General features: G+C 60.1%; 16 protein-coding genes. 9 read left to right on the top strand and 7 right to left on the bottom strand.

Features of this window, described 5'->3' with window-relative positions:
* The first annotated feature begins 53 nt into the window (after window positions 1–53).
* Window positions 54–1,487, top strand: a complete 1,434-nt coding sequence (locus HBO23_RS11660; protein WP_017139290.1) for a glycosyltransferase family 39 protein — start codon at window positions 54–56, stop codon at window positions 1,485–1,487.
* A 15-nt stretch (window positions 1,488–1,502) separates the two neighbouring features.
* Here the strand turns inward: HBO23_RS11660 and HBO23_RS11655 are convergent, their stop codons facing one another.
* Window positions 1,503–1,991: a TIGR00645 family protein gene (locus HBO23_RS11655; protein ID WP_017139291.1), complete on the bottom strand. Its 489-nt coding sequence runs from the start codon at window positions 1,989–1,991 to the stop codon at window positions 1,503–1,505.
* A gap of 162 nt (window positions 1,992–2,153) precedes the next feature.
* On the opposite strand from HBO23_RS11655, the gene HBO23_RS11650 reads away from it, so the two are divergent.
* Window positions 2,154–3,977 (top strand): hypothetical protein, encoded by a 1,824-nt coding sequence (locus tag HBO23_RS11650; protein ID WP_017139292.1) that lies wholly within the window; start codon window positions 2,154–2,156, stop codon window positions 3,975–3,977.
* A 358-nt stretch (window positions 3,978–4,335) separates the two neighbouring features.
* On the opposite strand, the gene HBO23_RS11645 is transcribed toward HBO23_RS11650, so the two are convergent.
* Together HBO23_RS11645 and HBO23_RS11640 are read right to left on the bottom strand one after the other, a co-directional pair.
* On the bottom strand, window positions 4,336–4,665 hold the full coding sequence (locus tag HBO23_RS11645) for a hypothetical protein (protein WP_099547625.1): 330 nt from the start codon (window positions 4,663–4,665) through the stop codon (window positions 4,336–4,338).
* A 302-nt stretch (window positions 4,666–4,967) separates the two neighbouring features.
* Window positions 4,968–7,406 (bottom strand): ATP-binding protein, encoded by a 2,439-nt coding sequence (locus tag HBO23_RS11640; protein WP_056858239.1) that lies wholly within the window; start codon window positions 7,404–7,406, stop codon window positions 4,968–4,970.
* A gap of 280 nt (window positions 7,407–7,686) precedes the next feature.
* On the opposite strand from HBO23_RS11640, the gene HBO23_RS11635 reads away from it, so the two are divergent.
* The 5 genes from HBO23_RS11635 (at window position 7,687) to HBO23_RS11615 (ending at window position 11,941) form a co-directional block, all read left to right on the top strand.
* Window positions 7,687–8,175 carry a DUF3015 domain-containing protein gene (locus HBO23_RS11635; protein ID WP_017139294.1) on the top strand — a complete coding sequence of 163 codons (489 nt, stop codon included), beginning with the start codon at window positions 7,687–7,689 and terminating at the stop codon, window positions 8,173–8,175.
* Window positions 8,176–8,290: 115 nt separating this feature from the next.
* Window positions 8,291–10,144, top strand: a complete 1,854-nt coding sequence (locus HBO23_RS11630; protein WP_065911148.1) for a DUF4105 domain-containing protein — start codon at window positions 8,291–8,293, stop codon at window positions 10,142–10,144.
* Window positions 10,145–10,432: 288 nt separating this feature from the next.
* Window positions 10,433–10,738 carry a chorismate mutase gene (locus tag HBO23_RS11625; protein ID WP_017139296.1) on the top strand — a complete coding sequence of 102 codons (306 nt, stop codon included), beginning with the start codon at window positions 10,433–10,435 and terminating at the stop codon, window positions 10,736–10,738.
* A gap of 248 nt (window positions 10,739–10,986) precedes the next feature.
* Window positions 10,987–11,340, top strand: a complete 354-nt coding sequence (locus HBO23_RS11620) for a hypothetical protein (RefSeq protein ID WP_099547623.1) — start codon at window positions 10,987–10,989, stop codon at window positions 11,338–11,340.
* 112 nt (window positions 11,341–11,452) lie between these two features.
* The gene (locus tag HBO23_RS11615) at window positions 11,453–11,941 is read left to right on the top strand and encodes a GreA/GreB family elongation factor (protein WP_017139298.1); all 489 of its coding nucleotides are present in this window, start codon (window positions 11,453–11,455) and stop codon (window positions 11,939–11,941) included.
* Here HBO23_RS11615 and gdhA read toward each other — a convergent pair.
* Both gdhA and ettA read right to left on the bottom strand, forming a co-directional pair.
* A complete protein-coding gene (gdhA, locus tag HBO23_RS11610; protein WP_170038113.1) occupies window positions 11,938–13,275 on the bottom strand; it encodes an NADP-specific glutamate dehydrogenase in 1,338 nt (445 codons plus the stop codon). The two genes, HBO23_RS11615 and gdhA, sit on opposite strands and share 4 nt — an antisense overlap.
* Window positions 13,276–13,623: 348 nt before the next feature.
* A complete protein-coding gene (gene ettA / locus HBO23_RS11605; protein WP_056858231.1) occupies window positions 13,624–15,288 on the bottom strand; it encodes an energy-dependent translational throttle protein EttA in 1,665 nt (554 codons plus the stop codon).
* A gap of 284 nt (window positions 15,289–15,572) precedes the next feature.
* Here ettA and HBO23_RS11600 point away from each other — a divergent pair, with 284 nt between their 5' ends.
* Complete coding sequence (locus HBO23_RS11600) at window positions 15,573–19,424, top strand: bifunctional diguanylate cyclase/phosphodiesterase (protein ID WP_170038111.1); 3,852 nt, start codon at window positions 15,573–15,575, stop codon at window positions 19,422–19,424.
* Between the two features lie 230 nt (window positions 19,425–19,654).
* Window positions 19,655–20,908 carry a serine hydroxymethyltransferase gene (gene glyA / locus HBO23_RS11595; protein WP_053137906.1) on the top strand — a complete coding sequence of 418 codons (1,254 nt, stop codon included), beginning with the start codon at window positions 19,655–19,657 and terminating at the stop codon, window positions 20,906–20,908.
* 185 nt (window positions 20,909–21,093) lie between these two features.
* On the opposite strand, the gene yjiA is transcribed toward glyA, so the two are convergent.
* Together yjiA and HBO23_RS11585 are read right to left on the bottom strand one after the other, a co-directional pair.
* A complete protein-coding gene (gene yjiA / locus HBO23_RS11590) occupies window positions 21,094–22,101 on the bottom strand; it encodes a GTPase (protein WP_017139302.1) in 1,008 nt (335 codons plus the stop codon).
* Window positions 22,102–22,232: 131 nt separating this feature from the next.
* Window positions 22,233–22,430, bottom strand: coding sequence for a YbdD/YjiX family protein (locus tag HBO23_RS11585; protein ID WP_003194308.1), 198 nt, complete (start codon window positions 22,428–22,430; stop codon window positions 22,233–22,235).
* Window positions 22,431–22,441 lie beyond the last annotated feature (11 nt).

The following is a 22,441-nucleotide window of genomic DNA, read 5'->3' as shown; positions in this document are numbered from 1 at the left end:
CCGATTAACATGGCCGCTCCCCCGAGCGGTCCCCTGCTTCGGTAGCCAGAACCATGACGCGTCCCGTTCCTCTGCTGCTCCTTCTCGTTGCTGTGTTGTTCTTCTTCGCCCTTGGCAGCCATGAGCTGCAAGGCTCCACCGAAGCCCGCGTCGCCGGGATCGCCATGGCCATGCACCTGGACAATGACTGGGTGATCCCGCGCCTGTTCCGTGAACCCTTCCTGGAAAAACCACCCCTGAGCCTGTGGCTGGATGCTGGCGCCATTCGCCTGTTTGGCGGCACCAGTTGGGCGGTGCGCCTGGCGTCGGCGTTCGCCGGGTTGTTCAGTGTGATGCTGTTTTACGCGATGCTGCGCAAGTTCGGGCGGCCGCAAACCCTGGCGTTCTGCGCCGCGCTGATCCTGGCGACCATGGCCAGTTACTGGGGCAATGTGCGCGGCGTGGGTGAGGACTCATTGCTCAGCCTCGGCGTGACCACAGCGCTGCTGGGGTTCTACCAGGCCGTGCGGACTGATCGCGAAGGCTCAAGTGGTTGGGCCTGGGCGATGTTTACCGTCGGCATGGTCATCGCCACGTTGAGCAAAGGCGTGCTGGGCCTGGCGATGCCGGGCATTGTGATTTTTGTGTATTTGCTCAGCACCAGCCTGATGGATAAACGCCTGCGCATCGGCGACTGGCTCAAGCCGGCGTTGTTCACGCTGCTGGCGCTGGTGCCGCTGTTGATCTGGCTGGGCTTCCTGTTCCAGCGCGGCGGTATGCAGGCGGTGGCTGAAGTGCTGTGGACCAACAGCGTAGGACGCTTCAGCGGCTCCTTCGTCGAGGCCGGGCATTACGAACCGATCTACTACTACATCGCCAAGCTGCCCGAAGCCTTTTTGCCGTGGAATATCCTGGTGTACCTGGGCCTGTGGCACTTTCGCAAAAGCCTGGTGCGCAACCGCTACCGCCTGTTTTTCAGCGTGTGGCTGGTGGCGCAGTTCACCCTGCTGACCCTGGCGTCGAGTAAACGCACGGTTTATTTGATGGCCCTCACGCCAGCCGCCGCCGTGCTGGCCGCGGAATATGCCGGGGTGTTGCTGGAATGGCTTAAAGCCCACAAACCGGCGATTTACCGCTACCACCGGCGCGTGATCGTCGGTGCTTTTACCCTGGCCATCCTCAGCTATATGAGCGCCGCGTTCTGGTTCGCGCCAAAGGCCGACAAACGCGAGTCGTTCGTGCCGGTGATCAGCCAGGCCAAAGCCTTTCAAACCGAAGGCAAGGACGTGGTGCTGTTCCAGCCTAACGAGCGTATCGCCGGGGCCAGCGTGTTCTATCTGCAGGCGTACTTGCCGATCCTGCAGACCGAAGCCGAGTTGCGCAGCTTCCTCACCGCCAAGCCCGGCAACATTGCGTTGCTGGACCGCACCGAACAGTTGAGCGAGAAGGTCAACGTGATCAAGGAAATGAAGATCGGCCGCCAGCCTTACTACTTTGTGACGCAGTAAGGCTAACGCGGGGCATCAGTGCTTGGTGAGCTTGTCCAGGTAACCCATGGCAAACGCCGAGACCACGAAGGTCATGTGGATGATCACGTACCACATCAAATGCTGCGGATCGACGTTCTTGGCGTCCATGAAGATGCGCAGCAGGTGGATGGACGAAATCGCCACGATGGAAGCCGCCACTTTCATCTTCAGCGACGAAGAGTCCATGGTGCCCAGCCAGTTGAGCTTCTCTTTGTTCTCATCGATATCCAGCTGCGAGACGAAGTTCTCGTAGCCGGAAATCATCACCATCACCAGCAAACCGCCGACCAGCGCCATGTCGATCAACGACAGCAGCAACAGGATCACTTCCGATTCCAACATGGTGAAGATGTTGGGCAGGACGTGGATGATTTCCTGGAAAAACTTCAGCGCCAGGATCAGCAGACCCAGGGAAAGCCCCAGGTAAATCGGCGCCAGCAGCCAGCGCGAGGCGTACATCGTATTTTCGATAAAGCGTTCCATCAGATCTCACACAGCCAGGCTAAAAATGGCCGCGAGTATACCAGCCGCCTCCAAACAGCTGGAACCACGAGAAAACTGATCTGTACGGCATCTGTAAGAGAATTTTTCTGCTAGTGTCGAGTCCTCTCACTCGGCTCGATGATGTCGGACAGGAAGATTCAGATGACGGATGTGCGATCCCCTTTGGCCACCCTTGGCCTGTGTGCGGTGTTGCTGATGGCTGGTGGCTGCTCCCCGAAAGAAGAGCAGAAGCAGGCCACCCTCGAAGAGAAAACCGCAAAGTTCGAACAATCGCTGGACAGCATTCAAGACCCCAAACTCAGAGACGCCATCGCCGACCTCGGCGGCTCCCTGCTGTTGCTGGAACGGGCGCGCGTCAAGCTCGCCAACAAGCCCATCGAAGCCGAATACGGTGAAGATACCCTGGCCCTGCTCACGCACTACCCCACGCCCCAAGCCTTGGTCGACACCTACATCAACGGCCTGTTCGTGCTGCGCAAAGCCTCGCACTCCGACTACCTGACCGATTTGCAGCCGGTATTCCCGTTCAGCTTCAACAGCCCCGACCAGTTCCCCTTCCCCCACGGCCTGGAATGGCAGTCGGTGACCTTGAGCAACAATAAAGTCATCCCCTTCCAGCCGGAATGGTCGGAAACCGACCCGGGTATCCAGTTGAGCCCCAGCAGCTCCAACCTGACCAACCCCGATGACTTGACCGTGACCTACCCGTTTATCGAAGGCGTCGAGACCGACAACAAGAGCCAGCCGCAGCCCGTCAGCCTCAAAGGCTCGGTTGAAGTGGTCGCGCCGGGCAAGGTGCTGACCTTCGACCTGTCGAAAAAAGACGTAGGCCACAAGCGCACCGAAGGCAATATCACCCTCAACCTGCTGTTGCTTGAAAAAAACTACGCCGAGATTGAACTGACCAACAGCGAACCGCTGGCGCCGGAAGTCGGCGATGAATCGCCCAACCCATTGCTGGTGCAGGCCCGCGACAGCACCGGGCAGTACCTGACCCGCTCGGGTTCAATCAACGAAAATGCCGCGCAAGTGGCGTTCTACGAGAAACAACTGGCCGAGATGCAAAAGCAGAAGGCCTGGTCGGATGCCTTTGAAAAACAACTCACCGACGAACAAAAAGCCTTCGAGCACAAACAGAGCAGCCACTACGCCAAGGTGTATTTCAATGGCCTGATCGACACCCTGCAGGTCGATGTACTGGACTTCTCCAAAGCCACCCTCACCCGCAAAGACCTGGACCTGCCGGTGCAGCGCTTCGACAAGAACAGCCTGCAAAGCAGCGTGCAAGCGCTGCCGATGCCGGTCACCGTGTACGACGACAGCGCCGCCAGTTGGCTTAAAGACGCCGCCATGACCGAGGACCAGCTGAAAAAAAGCGTGACCATCACCCAGTCGACCGAAGACGCCAGCGCGGCAAAGATCGTGTTTGACCACCCGTTCACGTTCAATGACGACCTGGTCGGTGCTGATCGCAACAACAGCGACGCGCCCATCACCTTCTTCACGGCGGACGACAAAGGCGAGCGCGGCGAGCCGATTGAACTGCCCACCGAGGCCTTCGAGCTGAACGCCGGCAGCGGCACACTCACCTATGACCTCAACCTGTTCCCGGAAAACCCGGCCTTTGTGGTGGGCTCGGTGCCGCTGTTTTTGGCCACCATCGAAAAAAACACGATAGACGTGGCCAAGCTGCCTAAAGGCCTATCGCTCAAGGACAACGCGCTGATCGTCGACCAAAAGGAATTCCCCGCCGACAGCTGGCGCTTCTACGCCAAGGACGCCACGGGCAAGTACCTCAAGGAAATCCTCGGCGTGAGCCACCGCGCCGAGGAATACGGCACGGCGCTGTTTGATGTGCATTACTTCTACGGCCAGCCCACCAGCCTGGAAAGCTACCAGCGCACCGAACTGAACACCGTGCAATACGGTTTTGAGGTCAAGCTGGATAAGCCCGAGAGCAAGTAACCCCGCCGATCGTCCCCACGCTCCGCGTGGGAATGCATCCCGTGACGCTCCGCGTCACCTGCCCACGGCTTGAACCTGCGCTGGCTGCGGGACGCGGAGCGTCCGGGGCGGCATTCCCACGCGGAGCGTGGGAACGATCATCACAGCGCCAATCGCCCTCGCCCGCCGTTGAGTTGTCGCAGATCTGCAGGTCATCAGCAGCGCATAGCCATGCAACGTCAGGCTATCGATCGTTCCCACGCTCCGCGTGGGAATGCATCCCGTGACGCTCCGCGTCACCTGCACACGGCTTGAACCTGCGCTGGCTGCGGGACGCGGAGCGTCCGGAGCGGCATTCCCACGCGGAGCGTGGGAACGATCAATGGTGAGTATCGCTGACCGGATGCGAGCGCCCGCCGTTAAGTTGTCGCAGATGGGCCTGCAGGTGCAGGCACCAGATCTGCGGGTCATCGGCCAGCGCATAGCCGTGCAAGGTCAGGCTTTGCACAATCGACTCCAGAATGGTTTCCGCCACGAATGGCCCATGGAACGGGCCTTGGGACTTGATGGTGGACGGCTGCTCGCCGGTCATGCCGGCAGCAAACAATAAGGTCCACATGCCGTTATCCCCCGCGAGCGGGCGAATGGAGCATTCGATACGGGTGACCAGGCCCAGGCATTGGCGGGTAAGGCAAAGGTTGCGCGACATGGCGGCGACCCTCGGTAGATCGGTGTTCAGCCTCAATCACGCGGGGAGGCTGTCTCTGTCCTGCGACTCCTGTGGATATCCCTAAAAGTCAGAATAGAAGAAAACCAGTACAAACCAAGGTTGTAGGGACCAACGGGCGTTGGTCCCTGAAATGGGAGTCAATTTTGTGACGAAACACCACCGATCCAATGTGGGAGCTGGCTTGCCTGCGATGACTGACTCATAGCCGACACTTCTGCTGGCTAACCCACCGCTATCGCAGGCAAGCCAGCTCCCACATTTACCGCGTTCCGAACTGCAGATCAGGTTGGCTGGGTTTGCGCCAACGCCTGCTGCGCCAGCTCCTTCTCCGCCTCCTTCAAATCATCCTCACTGATCATCTCGGCGATCGCACGCAACCGCTCAACCACGCGCGCATTCACTGTGCCTTCGGGGAATTGCCCTTCTTCGTCCGGCTCACCGGCAGGCTCGCCCACCAACAGGCTCAGCGCCTCGTCGGCCTGACGCACGGCATAGATATGGAACTGCCCGTCGCGCACGGCTTGCAGCACCTTCTCGTCGAGCATCAGCGTGGCCACGTTGGCCTGCGGGATGATTGCGCCCTGCTCGCCAGTCAAGCCGCGGGCTTCGCAGAGGCGGAAGAAGCCTTCGATCTTCTCGTTGACCCCACCCACCGCCTGCACTTCACCAAACTGGTTGATTGAGCCGGTGATGGCAAAACACTGCTTGAGCGGCGTTTTCGACAAGGCCGAAATCAAGGTACACGCCTCGCCCAACGACGCACTGTCACCGTCCACGTAACCGTAGGACTGCTCCAACGCGATACTGGCCGAGATCGCCAGCGGGAATTCCTGGGCATAACGACTGCCCAGGTAACCGGTGAGGATCATCACGCCCTTGGAGTGGATCGGCTGGCCGAGGTTAACTTCGCGCTCGATGTCGACAATGCCGCTGCCGCCCGGGTACACCGTGGCGGAAATCCGCGCCGGCACGCCGAACGCCGAATCACCGACTTCCAGCACGGTCAGCCCGTTGCACTTGCCGACCGCCGCACCGGCGGTGTCGATCAGGATGACCCCGGCGAGCATGTCGTCGAGAATCCGCGCCGATACACGCCCGGTGCGCGTGGCCTTGGCCTTGAGCGCCCGTTCGATATGGCCGGCATCAGTCATCTCGTCGCCCGCCAGGTGGCGGATAAAGTCCGCCTCGCTGACCAGTTGGAACAAGTCGCCAATGCGCGCCGACAGACGCCCTTGGTGTTCCGCCAACCGTGCGCTGTAAGTGGCCAACCGCGCCACCGCGTCCGAGGTCAACGGCGCCATGCCTTCTTCCGAGGTGCGGGTTTTGAGCAACTGGGCGAACTGTTCCAGGCTTTCGTCGACCATCGGGATGTCTTCGTCGAAGTCCACCAGCACGCGGAACATCTCCTGGAAGTCCGGGTCGGCGTCCTGCAACGCGTAGTACAGCTGGCGCGAGCCGATGATGATGACCTTGACCTGCAACGGGATCATCTGCGGGTTGAGGGTCACGGTGGCCAAGCGGCCCAGCTCGCCCAGCGGCGACTCCATCTTCAGCTTGCGCGACTGCAAGGAGCGCTTGAGCGCGTCCCACACAAACGGCTCGCTGAGCATTTTCTCGGCTTCCAGGATCAGGAAACCGCCATTGGCACGGTGCAACGCGCCCGGACGCAACTGGCGATAGGTGGTGTAGAGCGCGCCTTGGTCGGTGCTGTATTCGATACGGCCGAACAGGTTGTCGTAGGTAGGGTGCGGTTCAAACACCACCGGCGCGCCGCCATTGACCGAATGGCCCACCACCAGGCTTGGGCAATATTGCTCTTCGAGCAGCTTGCGCGCCTGGGCGTCGGTCTTGGCGTCGTCGACCAATTGCTCAACCACGGTTTTCAGCAGGTAGACCTGCATGGCTTGCAGGTAACCGCAAACGCCTGCGTTCTCTGCGTATTTTTCCGACAGAGGCGCCAGCAAAGGTTGCAGGGCCAGGGTGATGGTTTCTTCGTTGAATTGGCGCAGTTGGTTGTTGGACTCACGCTTCCACTGCGGCAGGCTGGCCAGTTCTTCGTTGAGCCGCTCTTCCAGCTCGGAAATATCCGTGTGGAAGCGCTCGCGATCGACTTCCGGCAGTTGCGAGAACTCGGCTTCGTCCAGCGCCTTGCCGTCGAGCATCGGCGTGAAGGCGATGTTGGAGCTGTCGCGGTACAGCGCCACGTCTTTTTCCAGCGCCAGGCGCTCGATCACGTCCAACGCCTTGTCGTAACGCTGGTTGAAGGCGCGGTCGATGGCGCTTTTGCGCTGTTGATAGGTCGGGTGTTCGAACACGGCCGGGAACGTGGCGACAAGGTTGTCGACCAAGCCGTTGATATCGGCGATGAACGCCGCCGCAGCGCCGCCCGGCAATTCCAGGGCACGCGGTTCGCGCGGCTCGTCAAAATTGTTGACGTAGACCCAGTCCGCCGGGGTCTGCAGGCGTTTGCCTTCGGCTTTCAGGTAGCGTTTGACGAACGAAAAGCGGCCTGTACCGGGCTCGCCCATGACAAACACGTTGTAACCGGGGCGTGGCATCGCCACACCGAACTGCAACGCTTCTACTGCGCGTTCCTGGCCAAGCACACCGCGAAAGGGCTCCAAATCATTGGTGGTCGAGAAGCTGAACTGTTCAGCGGAGAAAGGGCGAGTCAGCGCTTCGGGCGCTAGACGCAAGCTGGCAGCAACAGGATCAGGCATCGGGCTTCCTTACATCAGGCGGGGCAGATGACGGCATTCTGGCTCTCGCTGACGCGCTCTGGCAAGGCGAGCCTGTGGGAAAGCATAGACAGGGGATGCGTCTTACAAAAAAATCGCTGCCACGCTCGACAACCACACGGATTGTTTTATAAAAAATAACGGAACCCTAGGAACGTGCCTAAACTCCAAACTGCGCGGGTTGGACTAATAACTGGCCCCTAGGGCGCTGCGACGCGCCTGAACCCTTGTCCATTGGTTTGCACACAAAGAGAACAAAGCTATGAAACGGATCCTTCTTGGTACTCTCTTCACCGTTGTCTCCCTCAATGCAATGGCTGAATCGCCAGGTGGCCCGAACTGCGGTTGGGGCAACATGCTGTTCGAAGGCCAGCGCGGTACTCCGGCTCACTTCCTTGCTTCCACCACCAACGGCACCTCGGGTAACGCCACCTTCGGCATGACCTCGGGCACCAACGGTTGCAGCACCAACAGCGCCCTGACCTACGGCGGCAAGTCCTGGATTGCCATGAATGGCATGATGAACGAGCTGTCCGAAGACATGGCCAAAGGCAACGGCGAAGCGCTGACCACCTACGCGGTGGTACTGGGCGTTGCACCGGAAGATCGCGAGCACTTCGCGGCCGTGACCCACGAGCACTTCCAGCAGATCTTCAGCAAAGCTGACGTGACCGCCGACGACGTGCACAACAACACCCTGGCTGTACTGAAAAGCGATACCCGCCTGGCCAAATACGCCACCCAGGCTTAAGCTCGACTGGCCCGCGCCTTTCGAGGCGCGGGTTTTATTTCTGGTTTTATTTTTGGTTCTATTTTTGGGCCCGCCTCCCCTTTGGGTCTCACTACTTCCGACTTAAGTTGCCCTTATGCTCAAACGCTTTGCCTGGCTGGCACTCTTCGCCTGCGCCCCGCTGTACGCGGCCCCGCATATTGATGATCAACGTTTGCAGCAACTGGCCAACGATCCGTTCTGGCTGTCTTTGGGCCATTACGAAGCCGGCAAGCTCAAGGGCTGGCGCAGCTATGTCAGCGACAAAAAGTTCTTCCTCGCCCCCGATGGCGCCCACCACCCGGACCAGGAACTGCAGGCCACCGTGGAGGCGCTGTACGCCCCGGCCAGCCTCGGCGAAAAGCACGCCCAATGCGTTTACCCCGCACGTACCCGCTGGCTCAAGAGTCAGTTGAACCTCACCGACTTGCCCGCGCTGGAGTGCAAAGAATTCACCCAATGGTTCAAGGACGTCGCGCCCCACAGCGCGGTGATGATCTTCCCGGCGGCCTACCTCAACAGCCCGTCGTCGATGTTCGGCCACACCCTGCTGCGTATCGACCAGGCTGACGTGCAGAGCAACAACACCGCGCTGCTGAGCTACGCGATCAACTTCGGCGCCTATATCGAAGGCTCCGACAACAGCATTCTCTATGCCTGGAAAGGCCTGATGGGCGGCTACCCCGGCCTGTTCGCGCTGGTGCCGTACCAGGAAAAGCTCTCGGAATACCGTAGCCTCGAAAACCGCGACCTGTGGGAATACCGCCTGAACCTCACCGAAGTCGAGACCAAGCGCATGGTCGAGCACGTGTGGGAGCTCAAGCAGATCCAGTTCGACTACTTCTTCTTTGATGAAAACTGCTCCTATCGCCTGCTGGAGCTGCTGCAAGTGGCGCGCCCGAGCCTGCGCCTGACCGAGCAATTCCCGCTCACGGCGATCCCCACCGACACCGTCAAAGCGGTAAAAGAAGCGGGTTTGGTGGAGAAAATCGACTATCGCCCGTCCCGCGAACGTGAACTGCTCGAACGCGCCAAACCGTTGGATGGCGACGAGCAGCAATGGGTGCTGAAAATCAGCGACGACCAGAAGCAATTGCAGGAGCCGGCCTTCAAAGCCCTGCCCCGCGAGCGTCAGGCACTGATTATCGACGCCGCCTATCGCCTCGGCCGCTACCGCGCCAATGGCTTGGAGCGCGACACCGAACGCTCGCAACGCAGCTTCGAACTGCTGCGCGCGATCAACCAGAACCCGGCGCCCGACCTTAAAATCGAACGCCCCGGCCTGCCCGAAGACGGCCACGAGTCGCGCACCTGGCAAGCCGGCATCGGCACCCGCGGCAGCAAAACCTTCGGCGAATACGGCCTGCGCATGGCCTACCACGACCTCAACGACAACGCCGAAGGCTTCCCGCTGGGCGCGCAGATCGAAATCCTGCAAATGAAACTGCGCCAGTACGAAGGCAACCACTGGCAGCTGCAGCAACTCGACCTGGCCACCATCCGCTCCCTGACCCCGCGCAACGCGCTGTTGCAACCGTGGTCCTGGCAAGTGACCGGCGGTCTGGAGCGCGTGCCAGGCAAACACGACGACGAAACCCTGGTTGCCCACGTCAACGGCGGCGCCGGCGGCACCTGGCAACTCACCGACGACATGCTGGGTTTTGCCCTCGGCACCGTACGTGTGGAGCATAACAACGACTTCAGCGAAGCCATCTCACCGGCTGCCGGGTTCAACACCGGCGTGCTGTGGAAAAACCCGCTGGGGAATCTGAGCCTTGAGGCCAAGGGTGATTTCTTCACCAATGGCGAAGTGCGGCGCAGTATCAGCCTTAACCAGCAGTGGGAATTGTCGCGCAACCTGGGCCTGCGGTTGAGTGCCCAGCGTGAGTACAGCCATTTGTCGACGCCAGTGAATGAAGTGATGCTTGAAGTGAAGTGGTATCACTACTAACCACCCCGGATCGTTCCCACGCAGAGCGTGGGAGCGATCAATGGCGGAGTGTCAGTTGTTGATTTTTAGCTGACATACCGCTATCGCAGGCAAGCCAGCTCCCACACTTTTTTGCGCCTGACTTGAGCTCTGCGCCGTTCACAGTTCAAAGGTGGGAGCCGGGCTTGCCCGCGATGGCGGTCGTCCAGGTAATGATGCATTGACTGACTCACCGCTTTCGCGAGCACGCCCGCTCCCACATTTGGTCCGTGCATATCCCGACACATCGCAATCAGGAGTTCCATCAACATGGCTGTTAACTGCACCTCCCTTGAACAAGTCCGCGAAAACATCGATCGCCTCGACCAACAAATCGTCACCCTGCTGGCCGAGCGCGGCCACTACGTTTCCCAGGCTGCGCGCTTTAAGAAAGACGCCGATGGCGTCAAGGCGCCGCAACGGGTTGAACAGGTGATCGCCAAAGTGCGGGGTTTATCCGAGGCGGTGGGCGCCAACCCTGAGGTCACTGAGCAGGTGTATCGCGCAATGATTGCGGCGTTTATTCAGCAAGAGCTGGCTGAACATGCCGCATTGACGACCGACCAGACGACATAACCCCCTTTGTGGCGAGCAGGCTTGCCCTGCGTTGGGCTGCGCAGCAGACCCGATCTTTTGGGGCCGCTCCGCGCCCCAGCGGGAGCAAGCTCCCTCGCCACAGGACAGCGCCTGTCTTTAGATCGTTCCCGCGCAGAGCGTGGCCTGGCCCTTTAACTCAACACTTTTCTCACCGCCCTTTCACGCCTCCCCGACAAATCCCTGACTAGACTTCCCCTATCAGCCGTAAAGCGGCCAGGGAGTACGCCATGTGGCGGTCTGCGGTAATGCTGTGTGCGCTAGTGTGGTTGTCGGGTTGCCAGTCCACCCATCAGGATTTGATCGCCAAGGGTTATCCTCCGGCCTTTGCCGATGGCTTTGACGACGGTTGCAGCAGTGGTCGCCAGGCCGCTGGGGTCATCAGTGGGGAGTTTCGCAAGAATGTGCCGCGCTATCTCAAAGACCGTCAATACGCCGAAGGCTGGGAAGATGGCTTTCGCCAGTGCAAGGCCATGCGCGAGAACGAGGAGTTGCGCGACTACAAGGACAACCACTGGGATGACCGTGAACGCGCCTGGCAACAGGAGAAGGATCGCGACGCTGCCCGCGTCTATCGCCAGTAGTAGGTGGTTTTTCTGAAAAGCGGACGCAAAGCGTCCAGGGCTGCATGCCCACGCAGAGCGTGGGAACGATCACGCGGCGACCATGGCCCAAACTCCATAGAGGGAGAACTCCATGAGCCGAGCTTTTGTAAATGAAGACAACGCCGCCGCCCAGGCTGACCAGCCGGTGGAGCGCCTGGTGAGTGAGCAGCCCAATCGTCTCACCGCGCAAGGGTTAGCGCAGTTGCAGGCCAAGGTTGCGCAGTTGCAGCAGGAATACAGCCTCGAATCCGCCCGGGACAATAAGCAGCGGCTGGCGGACCTTGAGCGCGATTTGCGCTACTTCAACCAGCGTGTGCAAAGCGCCCAGGTGATGCCACCAGCGACGTCTACCGACAAGGTACAGATCGGCAGCTGGGTCACCTTTGCCAACGAGCAGGACGAGCAGCAACGCATTCAACTGGTCGGCGAAGACCAGGCCGACGCCCACGCCCATCTGATCAACTGGGGCTCACCGCTGGGCCGCGCATTGCTGGGCGCCCAGGTCGGCGACGAAGTACTGTGGAAGCGCCCCGTCGGCGATCAGTTGATCGAAGTGCTGCGGGTCGAACCCGAGGCCTAGACGATGCCTTGGGCCAGCATCGCATCAGCGACTTTCACAAAGCCCGCGATGTTCGCGCCCTTCACGTAGTTGACCCGGCCGTTTTCTTCGCCGTAATGCACGCAGGCATGGTGGATCGACTGCATGATGTTGTGCAATTTGCTGTCGACTTCGCCCGCGGTCCACAACAGGCGCATGGCGTTCTGCGACATTTCCAGGCCACTCACGGCCACGCCACCAGCGTTGGAGGCTTTGCCCGGTGCGAACAGAATGCCCGCCTCGATAAAGATATCCACAGCCTCAAGCGTGGTTGGCATATTGGCGCCTTCGGCCACGCAGATACAGCCATTGCGCAGCAGCGTGCGGGCGGCGTCGGCGTCGAGTTCGTTCTGGGTGGCGCAGGGCAGCGCGATATCGCAGGCCAACTCCCAAGGCGTTTTGCCTTTGCGGAACTCCAGGCCAAAGCGCTCGGCCAGTTCGCTGATGCGGCCACGTTGCACGTTTTTCAGCTCTAGCAGCGCCGACCATTGCTCCTCGGTCAAACCGCTTTCGGCATACAAGGTGCCTTCGGAGTCGGAGAGGGAAACCACCTTGCCGCCCAGGTCCATGACTTTGCGCGCTGCGTATTGCGCGACGTTGCCGGAACCGGAGACGGCCACGCGCTTGCCTTCCACCCGCTGGCCGTTGCGCTTGAGCATTTCTTCAGCGAAGTACACGCAACCAAAGCCGGTGGCTTCAGGGCGGATCAGGCTGCCACCGTAGGCCATGCCTTTGCCGGTCAGCACTGAGGTGAACTGGTTGCTCAGGCGTTTGTACTGGCCAAACAGGAAGCCGATTTCACGCGCACCCACGCCGATATCGCCAGCCGGCACATCCACATCTGCGCCGATGTGGCGGTACAGCTCGCTCATGAACGCCTGGCAGAAGCGCATCACTTCGGCGTCGCTCTTGCCCTTGGGGTCGAAGTCCGAGCCGCCTTTGCCGCCGCCCATGGGCAGCGAGGTCAGGGAGTTTTTGAAGGTCTGTTCGAAGGCGAGGAATTTCAGCACGCCCAGGTTCACCGACGGGTGAAAGCGCAGGCCGCCTTTGTAGGGGCCGATGGCGCTGTTCATCTGGATGCGAAACCCGCGATTGACCTGCACCTTGCCGTGATCATCCACCCACGACACCCGGAAGGTGATCGCGCGTTCCGGCTCGCAGATGCGCTCCAAAATGCCCGAGGTCAGGTAGTGGGGGTTGGCTTCAAGAAACGGCCACAGGCTGCGCAGGACTTCTTCTACGGCCTGGTGGAACTCCGGCTGGTCGGGGTCGCGTTTCTTGAGGCGGGAAAGGAACGATTCGACAGATTCGATCATGGAGAAGTCTCGGCAAATTGATTGTTTTTAAATGAGATTGAGCCGGACCTTAGCAATTCATGTTGCACCTGAAAAGCGCAAAATGTCGCCTTTGTGAATTTAAATGGTGCTTTATATATAAATTACTATGATTTTTTGCACCATTAAGGGGATTTCAAATCAGTAAATGCACCATCCGTGAAACCGCTATCGCAGGCAAGCCAGCTCCCACATTTGATCGGGTTGCCAATGTGAAATGCGGTCGAAGGTGGGAGCTGACTTGCCTGCGATAAATCCACCGCGGTCCTCCTGAAACACACGCAAAAAAAAGCGGAGCCCGAAGGCTCCGCTTTTTCAAACCAGCCCAACTCAGGCCAGTTTTTTGTGCCGCACGCGGTGCGGCTGGGCAGCAGCATCGCCCAAACGCTTCTTACGGTCCGCTTCATACTCGGTGTAGTTACCTTCGAAGAACACCGCTTGGGAGTCATCTTCGTACGCCAGGATGTGCGTCGCGACGCGGTCAAGGAACCACCGATCGTGAGAGATCACAATGGCGGCGCCCGGGAAGTCCAGCAGGGCTTCTTCCAGGGAACGCAGGGTTTCAACGTCGAGGTCGTTGGACGGTTCGTCGAGCAGCAACACGTTGCCGCCTTCTTTCAGGGTCAGTGCCAGGTGCAAGCGACCGCGCTCACCACCGGACAGGTCCTTGACGAACTTCTGTTGATCGCCGCCCTTGAAGTTGAAACGGCCGACGTAAGTGCGCGACGGAATCTCATAGTTGCCGATGCGGATCTGGTCGGACCCCTCGGAGACTTGCTGGAATACCGTTTTGCTGCCGTCCAGGTCTTCGCGGCTTTGATCCACGCAGGCCAGTTGCACGGTTTCACCGATTTCGATGCTGCCCGAATCCGGGGTTTCCTTGCCCATCAGCATGCGGAACAGTGTGGATTTACCCGCACCGTTACCACCGATAACGCCGACGATCGCGCCTTTTGGCATGGAGAACGACAGGTTGTCGATCAACACGCGGTCGCCATAGCCTTTGCAGACGTTCTTGAATTCGATGACCTTGTCACCCAGGCGCGGGCCGGCCGGGATGTAGATCTCGTTGGTTTCGCTGCGCTTCTGGAATTCCTGCGACTGCATTTCTTCAAAGCGTTGCAGACGTGCCTTGGATTTGGACTGGCGGGCCTTGGCGCCTTTGCGCACCCACTCCAGTTCTTCCTTCATGGCTTTTTCGTGGGCCGATTGCTGCTTGGATTCGGCGGCCAGACGGTCGGACTTGGCTTCCAGCCAACCGGAGTAGTTGCCCTCGTAAGGGATACCGGCGCCACGGTCGAGCTCGAGGATCCAGCCGGCGACGTTGTCCAGGAAGTAGCGGTCGTGCGTGATCGCTACCACGGTGCCCGGGAAATCGTGCAGGAAGTGCTCCAGCCAGGCGACGGAATCGGCGTCCAAGTGGTTGGTCGGTTCGTCGAGCAGCAGCATGTCGGGAGCCGACAGCAGCAGGCGGCACAGGGCCACACGGCGTTTTTCACCGCCGGAGAGGAATTCGACCTTGGCATCCCACGCTGGCAAACGCAGCGCGTCGGCGGCGACTTCCAGCTGGCGCTCCAGGTTGTGGCCGTCGCCAGCCTGCAGGATGGCTTCGAGCTTGGCCTGTTCAGCGGCCAGCTTGTCGAAGTCGGCATCTTCTTCGGCGTAGGCGGCGTAGACCTCGTCCAGGCGGGCCTGGGCGTTCTTGATCACGGCCACCGCTTCTTCGACCACTTCACGCACGGTCTTGGTCGGGTCCAGGATCGGCTCTTGCGGCAGGTAGCCGATGTTCAGTTCGGGCATCGGGCGCGCTTCGCCTTCGAACTCGGTGTCGACGCCGGCCATGATTTTCAGCAGCGTGGACTTACCCGAACCGTTGAGGCCGAGCACGCCGATCTTGGCGCCGGGGAAGAAGGACAGCGAAATATTTTTCAGGATTTCCCGCTTCGGCGGAACAACTTTTCCCAGCCGATGCATGGTGAAGACGTATTGAGCCATGGTGAACCTAGCGTCAGTGACTGATGAATTAAGCGGGCGAAGCCCGTGCAGGCCATGCGCCGCGCGGGCCGTTGACTATCATCAATGCCTGCGAGCGGAAAAAGCCTGAATGTCTGGGGCTGGAACGCCCCCGCGTAACCGGCAAAGCTACCTGAATGCGCTTGGGCAGTCCAGCCAAGCGGGGCTGGCACTTTGCCACAAGGCAAGGCATGCTAGCCGCCCTCCGGGCGTCCGGCTTATAGTGCACGTCGCGCGCCAGTCCAGCCAAACCGCAGGATCACAGCTTGTCCAAAGTCACGCCGCCCACGCCCTTGCGCGCCGCTCATATAGCGCCGGGCGCGCCCCTGCACGGCACTTTAAAAGGCGCACTGGCGATGCTGGTGCTGGTGCTGCTGGCGTTATTGTTCTGGCAGCTGTTGGACCAACTGCAGCAAAACCAGAAAAACCAACAGCAATACACCATCGATTACAGCGCCGACCTGGCTGAACAGATCAGCCTGAACATGGCCCTGAGCGCGAAAATCGCCTTGAACCTGCTGCCGATGGTCGAGCCGCCGCGCAACGACGAGCAACAACAGGCGCTGATGCGCACCTTGCAACGCTCGTTGCCGGAGCTGCGCAGTTTCGCCCTGCTCGCCCCCAGCGGCGCGCTGATCAGCGACAGCGCCAAAGGCAGCCAGGACCGCGCCTGGCTTGAAGAGCTGGTGCAGCGCAGCCACTCGCAACCTTATTACTTGAGCAACAGCCCCGACGGCACCCTGATCTATCTGTTGCTTCAGCAGCCCAGCGGCGGCTCGAAAATGTACTGGGCCTTGCGCCTGGCGCCCAGCTACCTGAGCAACCTCACCCGCCAGGACGGCCAGGGCCAGCGCCCGATGTGGGCCATCGAGAACCGCCTGAACCACCGCGTGGTCAGCCGCGACAGTGGCATGCCTGCGCAATGGGCCGCGGCGCTGACGCCGGATGAATTGAACAAAAGCGTGCTGGTTACGCTCCTGAGTAAAAGCGATTGGCAATTGCGCGGCCTGTTTGACCGCAGCGCGGTGCTGGAGCAACTGCTGCCGGCGTTTATCGGCAAATGCCTGCTGGGCCTGGCGTTCTCGCTGATCCCGCTGATCGTGCTGCTGAACATGCGCCGCCGCCAGCGCCAGGTGCATGAAGGCCGCCGGCGTTATCAGGATATTTTCGAAGGCACCGGCGTGGCCCTGTGCGTGTTGGATCTGTCGGGGCTCAAGGCGTTTTTTGACAAGACCCACGTGCAGACCCGTGAGCAATTGCAGGTCTGGTTGCTCAACAACACCGCCGGGCGCCAGCAACTGCTCAAGGAACTGCGCATTACCGAGGTCAACCAGGTGGCCGTGCGCCTGCTGAATGTCGGCTCATGCGAGCAAGCCTGGGAACGCCTGATCGATGATTGCCCAAGCAATGCCACCGCCATCGGCTATCAAGTGCTCGAAGCCGTTCTGACCCAGCAAAAACAGCTGGAGCTGGAAATCCAGCTCAATGACGTGGCCGGCAATGACCAATATCTGTGGCTGGTGATGCGCCTGCCGGAGCAGCAGGACGACTTCAAGGCCGTGATTCTCAGCATCAGCGATATCACCAGCCGCAAGCTGATCGAACTGTCGCTGGTGGAGCGTGAGAGTTTCTGGTCGGACGTGGTGCGCACCGTGCCTGATCACCTGTATGTGCAGGACGTGATCAGCCAGCGCATGATTTTCAGCAACCACCATTTGGGCCATACCCTCGGCTACAACAAGGCCGAACTGCAGCAAATGGGCGAGTACTTCTGGGAAATCCTGCTGCACCCCGAGGATGCCGAGTATTACCACGACTTGCGCCTGCAACAGCGCGAGGTCGGCTACACCACCCAACTGCAATGCCAGCTGCGCTTTCGCCATCGCAATAACCAGTGGCGGCGCTTTGATATCCGTGAGCAAGCGCTGGCGCGGGATAAAACCGCTGTGGTCACGCGGATCATCGGCGTGGCCAAGGACATCACCGACCAGATCGAAGCCAGTGAATCCCTGCGTGACAGCGAGCAGCGCTACCGCATGCTGGCCGAAAGCATCAGCGACGTGATCTGCTCCACCGACAGCCAGCTTGCGCTCAATTACATCAGCCCATCAGTCAACGCCGTGCTGGGTTATGACGTGGACTGGGTGTTCAAGAACGGCTGGCAGTCGATCATCGCCAACCCGCAGCAACTGACCGGTATCTACAGTTTGGTGGAACAGGTCAGCCGTGCGCTCGGCGACCCCGAGGCGCTGAACAGACTGCGTGATGATATCCACACCCAACTGTTCCTGTTCGACTGCCTGCGCGCCGACGGCCGCAAGGTGCCGATCGAGTTGCGCCTGGTGCTGGTTTGGGACGAACACGGCGCGTTTGAAGGCATCCTGGGTGTGGGCCGCGATATCAGCCAGCAACGCCGCGCCGAAAAAGACCTGCGCATGGCGGCCACGGTATTCGAGCACTCAACCTCGGCGATCCTGATCACCGACCCGGCCGGTTATATCGTGCAGGCCAACGAGGCGTTCAGCCGGGTCAGCGGCTATGCAGTGGCAGACGTGCTGGATCAATTGCCGAACATGCTCACGGTGGATGAACAGCAGGAGGCGCACCTGCGTTACGTGCTCAAGCAGTTGCATCAGCACAGCACCTGGGAAGGTGAAGTGTGGCTCAAGCGTCGCAATGGCGAGCATTACCCGGCCTGGGTCGGCATTACCGCCGTATTCGACGATGAAGGCGACCTGGCCAGCTACGTGTGTTTCTTCAGTGATATCAGCGAGCGCAAGGCCAGCGAGCAGCGCATCCACCGCCTGGCGTATTACGACGCCCTGACCCACCTGCCCAACCGCACACTGTTCCAGGACCGCCTGCACACCGCGCTGCAGTCGGCCGAACGGCAAAAGTCGTGGGTGGTACTGATGTTCCTCGACCTCGACCGTTTCAAACCGATCAACGACTCCCTGGGCCACGCCGCCGGCGACCGCATGCTCAAGGAAATGGCCACCCGCCTGCTGGGCTGCGTGGCCGAAGACGACACCGTGGCACGTATGGGCGGCGACGAGTTCACCTTGCTGCTGCAACCGCGGGTCAGCCGCGAGATGGCGCTGAACCGTGCAATTACCGTGGCCGAGCAGATCCTGGCAAGCCTGGTGAAGCCATTTGTGCTGGAGGGCCGCGAGTTCTTTGTGACCGCCAGTATCGGCATCGCCTTAAGCCCGCAGGACGGCAACGAACTGAGCCAACTGATGAAAAACGCCGACACGGCGATGTACCACGCCAAAGAGCGCGGCAAGAACAACTTCCAGTTCTACCAGGCGGACATGAATGCCAGCGCCCTGGAGCGCCTGGAGCTGGAGAGCGACCTGCGCCACGCCTTGGACCAGAACGAATTCGTGCTGTATTACCAACCGCAGTTCAGCGGCGACGGCAAGCGCCTGACCGGCGCCGAAGCCCTGCTGCGCTGGCGTCACCCACGCCGAGGGCTGGTGCCGCCGGGGGATTTCATCCCGGTACTGGAGGAATTGGGGCTGGTGGTAGACGTGGGCGACTGGGTGATCGCGGAAGCCTGCCGCCAGCTCAAGACCTGGCACCAGAACAAGGTGCGCGTGCCGAAAGTCTCGGTGAACATCTCGGCGCGTCAATTCTCCGATGGGCAGTTGGGCGAACGCATCGCCACTATTCTCAAGGACACCGGCCTGCCGCCGGCGTGCCTGGAGCTGGAGCTGACCGAAAGTATCCTGATGCGCGAAGTCAACGAGGCCATGCAGATCCTCGCCAGCCTGAAAAACCTGGGCCTGAGCATTGCGGTGGACGACTTCGGCACCGGTTATTCGTCGCTCAACTACCTCAAGCAATTCCCCATCGATGTGTTGAAGATCGACCGAACTTTCGTCGACGGCCTGCCGTCCGGCGAGCAGGACGCGCAAATTGCCCGCGCGATTATCGCCATGGCCCACAGCCTCAACCTGGCGGTGATCGCCGAGGGCGTGGAAACCCATGAGCAGCTGGATTTCCTGCGTGAACATGGCTGTGATGAGGTGCAGGGTTATCTGTTTGGGCGGCCAATGCCGGCAAATCGGTTTGAAGCGCAGTTCAGCAATGATGCGCTGTTCATGTTCGACTGAAGCCTTGTGGTGGGGCTGATGGCCCTATCGCAGGCAAGCCAGCTCCCACATTTTGAATTGTGAATACCTTCAGGTGTGGGAGCTGGCTTGCCTGCGATAGGGCCAGTACAGGCACCGCCCATCCCTGGATGAGCCCCACTTGTCCGCGACATGATGTCCTTTCATATGCCATCTAAAACCCATTGGGTTAGAATGCCTTCCTTTTCTGCCCCCGATCCTTGAGGACCGCCATGTTCAGCCGTGATTTGACTATTGCCAAGTACGACGCCGATCTCTTCGCCGCCATGGAGCAAGAAGCCGTGCGCCAGGAAGAGCACATTGAGCTGATCGCTTCGGAAAACTACACCAGCCCTGCGGTGATGGAGGCTCAAGGTTCGGTTCTGACCAACAAATACGCCGAAGGCTACCCAGGCAAGCGCTACTACGGTGGTTGCGAGTACGTCGACGTGGTTGAGCAACTGGCAATCGACCGTGCCAAGGAACTGTTCGGCGCCGATTACGCCAACGTTCAGCCACACGCCGGTTCCCAAGCCAACAGCGCCGTGTACCTGGCCCTGCTGCAAGGCGGCGACACCATCCTGGGCATGAGCCTGGCCCACGGCGGTCACCTGACCCACGGCGCCAGCGTTTCCTCCTCCGGCAAGCTGTACAACGCCGTTCAATACGGTATCGATGCCAACGGCCTGATCGACTACGACGAAGTCGAGCGCCTGGCCGTTGAGCACAAGCCAAAAATGATCGTGGCCGGTTTCTCTGCCTACTCGCAGATCCTGGATTTCCCACGTTTCCGCGCTATCGCTGACAAAGTCGGCGCATATCTCTTCGTTGATATGGCTCACGTAGCCGGTCTGGTCGCCGCTGGCGTCTACCCGAACCCGGTGCCTTTCGCTGACGTCGTGACCACCACCACGCACAAGACCCTGCGCGGTCCACGTGGCGGCCTGATCCTGGCTCGCGCCAACGCCGAGATCGAGAAGAAGCTGAACTCTGCCGTATTCCCTGGCGCCCAAGGCGGCCCGCTGGAGCACGTGATCGCCGCTAAAGCGATCTGCTTCAAAGAAGCCCTGCAGCCTGAGTTCAAGACTTACCAGCAGCAAGTGGTGAAAAACGCCCAGACCATGGCCAGCGTGTTTATCGAGCGCGGCTTTGACGTGGTGTCCGGCGGTACTGAAAACCACCTGTTCCTGCTGTCGCTGATCAAGCAGGACATCTCCGGTAAAGATGCTGACGCCGCACTGGGCAAAGCCTTCATCACCGTGAACAAAAACTCCGTGCCGAACGACCCACGTTCGCCGTTCGTCACCTCCGGCCTGCGCTTCGGCACCCCGGCTGTGACCACTCGTGGCTTTAAAGAAGCAGAGTGCAAGGAACTGGCCGGCTGGATCTGCGACATCCTGGCTGACCTGAACAACGAAGCCGTGATTGACGCGGTCCGTGAGAAGGTCAAGGCCATCTGCAAAAAGCTGCCGGTGTACGGCGCTTGATTGCAGTTGCTTGAATAAAAAGCCCGGCTCTTGAGCCGGGCTTTTTTATGGCCGTTCTCAAATTGAAATACGGTTCAATGTGGGAGCTGGCTTGCCTGCGATAGCGGCCTGTCAGTTGGCACACCATTAGCTGACCCACCGCCATCGCAGGCAAGCCAGCTCCCACATTTTGAATGCATTTCGAGTCAGGGTTGGTAGACCCGGGCAAAGCCCTCGCGAATTTTGGCTTCCGGCAACTCATCAGCAATAAACACAATCACACTTTCGCGCGCCTCACCCTCGGCCCATTCGGTGTCCCAATCGAAACCGTAAAGCTTGAGCACGCCCTGGAACACCATGCGCCGGTCTTCCCCGGCAATATTCAGTACGCCTTTGTAGCGCAGCAGTTGTTTGCCATGGTCCTCCAGCAGTTCGTTCATAAACTCGCTGAGCCGGTCGATATCCAGCGGCTGGTCGGTACGCAGCACCAGGCTGGAAATACGGTCGATGGACGGCGCGGCACTGACCGGGCGCAGGGTCATGCCCGCGTTGAGATTAAAGCCGCGCACGTCGAGCAGTTCGGCCAGGTCGATTTTGCCGTGGTCGACCACGCGAATCGGCGCACGGCGGTTGATGCGGGTCAAGCGCTGGCTGAGGGCGTCGAAGGATGCCTCATCCACCAGATCACGCTTGCTCACCAGCAGGCGGTCGGCAAAACCGATCTGAGCCTGGGCGATGGTCTGGGTCAGGTGGTGCTCAGCATGGGCCGCGTCCACCAAGGTGATGATGCCGTCGAGGATGTAGCGCTCGCGCAGCTCCTCGTCGATGAAAAAGGTCTGGGCCACAGGCGCAGGGTCGGCCAGGCCGGTGCACTCGATCACCAGCCGGTCGAAGGCGATCTCGCCGCTGTCCAGGCGCTCGAGCAGCAGGTACAGGGCTTTGGTCAGGTCGGTGTGGATGGTGCAGCACACGCAACCGTTGGACAGGGTCATGACTTGTACAGGCTCGGCGCCCAACAGTTGGGTGTCGATGCCGGCATCACTGAATTCGTTTTCGATTACGGCGATTTTGAGGCCGTGCTCGGCTTTGAGCAGGTGGCGCAGCAAGGTGGTTTTGCCGGCGCCGAGGAAGCCGCTGAGGATGGTGACGGGGATGGGAGAGGACAAAAAATTCTCCTTGAAGGAACACAGAAACAAATGTGGGAGCAGACCCATGTGGGAGCTGGCTTGCCTGCGATGCAAGCAACTCGGTCTATCAGGCAGACCGAGGTGATGCTATCGCAGGCAAGCCAGCTCCCACATAAAGCCTTGCTCCCACAGGGAGAAGCGCTAACCCGAATACCGGGTCAGCAGCACTTGGGCCCACCCTTGCCACCGTAACGGGCTTCCTGGCGTTCGCGGAAGAACGCCTTGTAGTCCATCACCGGTTTGTCCGGGTGCTTGGTTTGCATATGCTCGACGTAGGTGTCGTAGTCGGGCATGCCGACCATCAGGCGCGCGGCCTGACCGAGGTATTTACCGAGGCGACTGATGTCATTGAACATGGTTGCAATCC

This window comes from Pseudomonas sp. WS 5532 (assembly GCF_012985445.1).
GTDB classification, from domain to species: domain Bacteria; phylum Pseudomonadota; class Gammaproteobacteria; order Pseudomonadales; family Pseudomonadaceae; genus Aquipseudomonas; species Aquipseudomonas edaphica.
Note: the sequence above shows the minus strand (reverse complement) of the source record. Positions and strands in the feature narration are given on the sequence as shown.

Excerpts from the sequence above, each read along its gene's own strand:
- HBO23_RS11620 (WP_099547623.1), top strand. The coding sequence starts at position 10,987 with ATGTGGCGGTCTGCGGTAATGCTGTGTGCGCTAGTGTGGTTGTCGGGT.
- HBO23_RS11635 (WP_017139294.1), top strand. The coding sequence starts at position 7,687 with ATGAAACGGATCCTTCTTGGTACTCTCTTCACCGTTGTCTCCCTCAAT.
- HBO23_RS11645 (WP_099547625.1), bottom strand. The coding sequence starts at position 4,665 with ATGTCGCGCAACCTTTGCCTTACCCGCCAATGCCTGGGCCTGGTCACC.
- gdhA (WP_170038113.1), bottom strand. The coding sequence starts at position 13,275 with ATGATCGAATCTGTCGAATCGTTCCTTTCCCGCCTCAAGAAACGCGAC.
- yjiA (WP_017139302.1), bottom strand. The coding sequence starts at position 22,101 with ATGGGTCTGCTCCCACATTTGTTTCTGTGTTCCTTCAAGGAGAATTTT.
- HBO23_RS11630 (WP_065911148.1), top strand. The coding sequence starts at position 8,291 with ATGCTCAAACGCTTTGCCTGGCTGGCACTCTTCGCCTGCGCCCCGCTG.
- HBO23_RS11650 (WP_017139292.1), top strand. The coding sequence starts at position 2,154 with ATGACGGATGTGCGATCCCCTTTGGCCACCCTTGGCCTGTGTGCGGTG.
- HBO23_RS11625 (WP_017139296.1), top strand. The coding sequence starts at position 10,433 with ATGGCTGTTAACTGCACCTCCCTTGAACAAGTCCGCGAAAACATCGAT.
- HBO23_RS11640 (WP_056858239.1), bottom strand. The coding sequence starts at position 7,406 with ATGCCTGATCCTGTTGCTGCCAGCTTGCGTCTAGCGCCCGAAGCGCTG.
- glyA (WP_053137906.1), top strand. The coding sequence starts at position 19,655 with ATGTTCAGCCGTGATTTGACTATTGCCAAGTACGACGCCGATCTCTTC.
- HBO23_RS11615 (WP_017139298.1), top strand. The coding sequence starts at position 11,453 with ATGAGCCGAGCTTTTGTAAATGAAGACAACGCCGCCGCCCAGGCTGAC.
- HBO23_RS11585 (WP_003194308.1), bottom strand. The coding sequence starts at position 22,430 with ATGTTCAATGACATCAGTCGCCTCGGTAAATACCTCGGTCAGGCCGCG.
- HBO23_RS11660 (WP_017139290.1), top strand. The coding sequence starts at position 54 with ATGACGCGTCCCGTTCCTCTGCTGCTCCTTCTCGTTGCTGTGTTGTTC.
- HBO23_RS11655 (WP_017139291.1), bottom strand. The coding sequence starts at position 1,991 with ATGGAACGCTTTATCGAAAATACGATGTACGCCTCGCGCTGGCTGCTG.
- ettA (WP_056858231.1), bottom strand. The coding sequence starts at position 15,288 with ATGGCTCAATACGTCTTCACCATGCATCGGCTGGGAAAAGTTGTTCCG.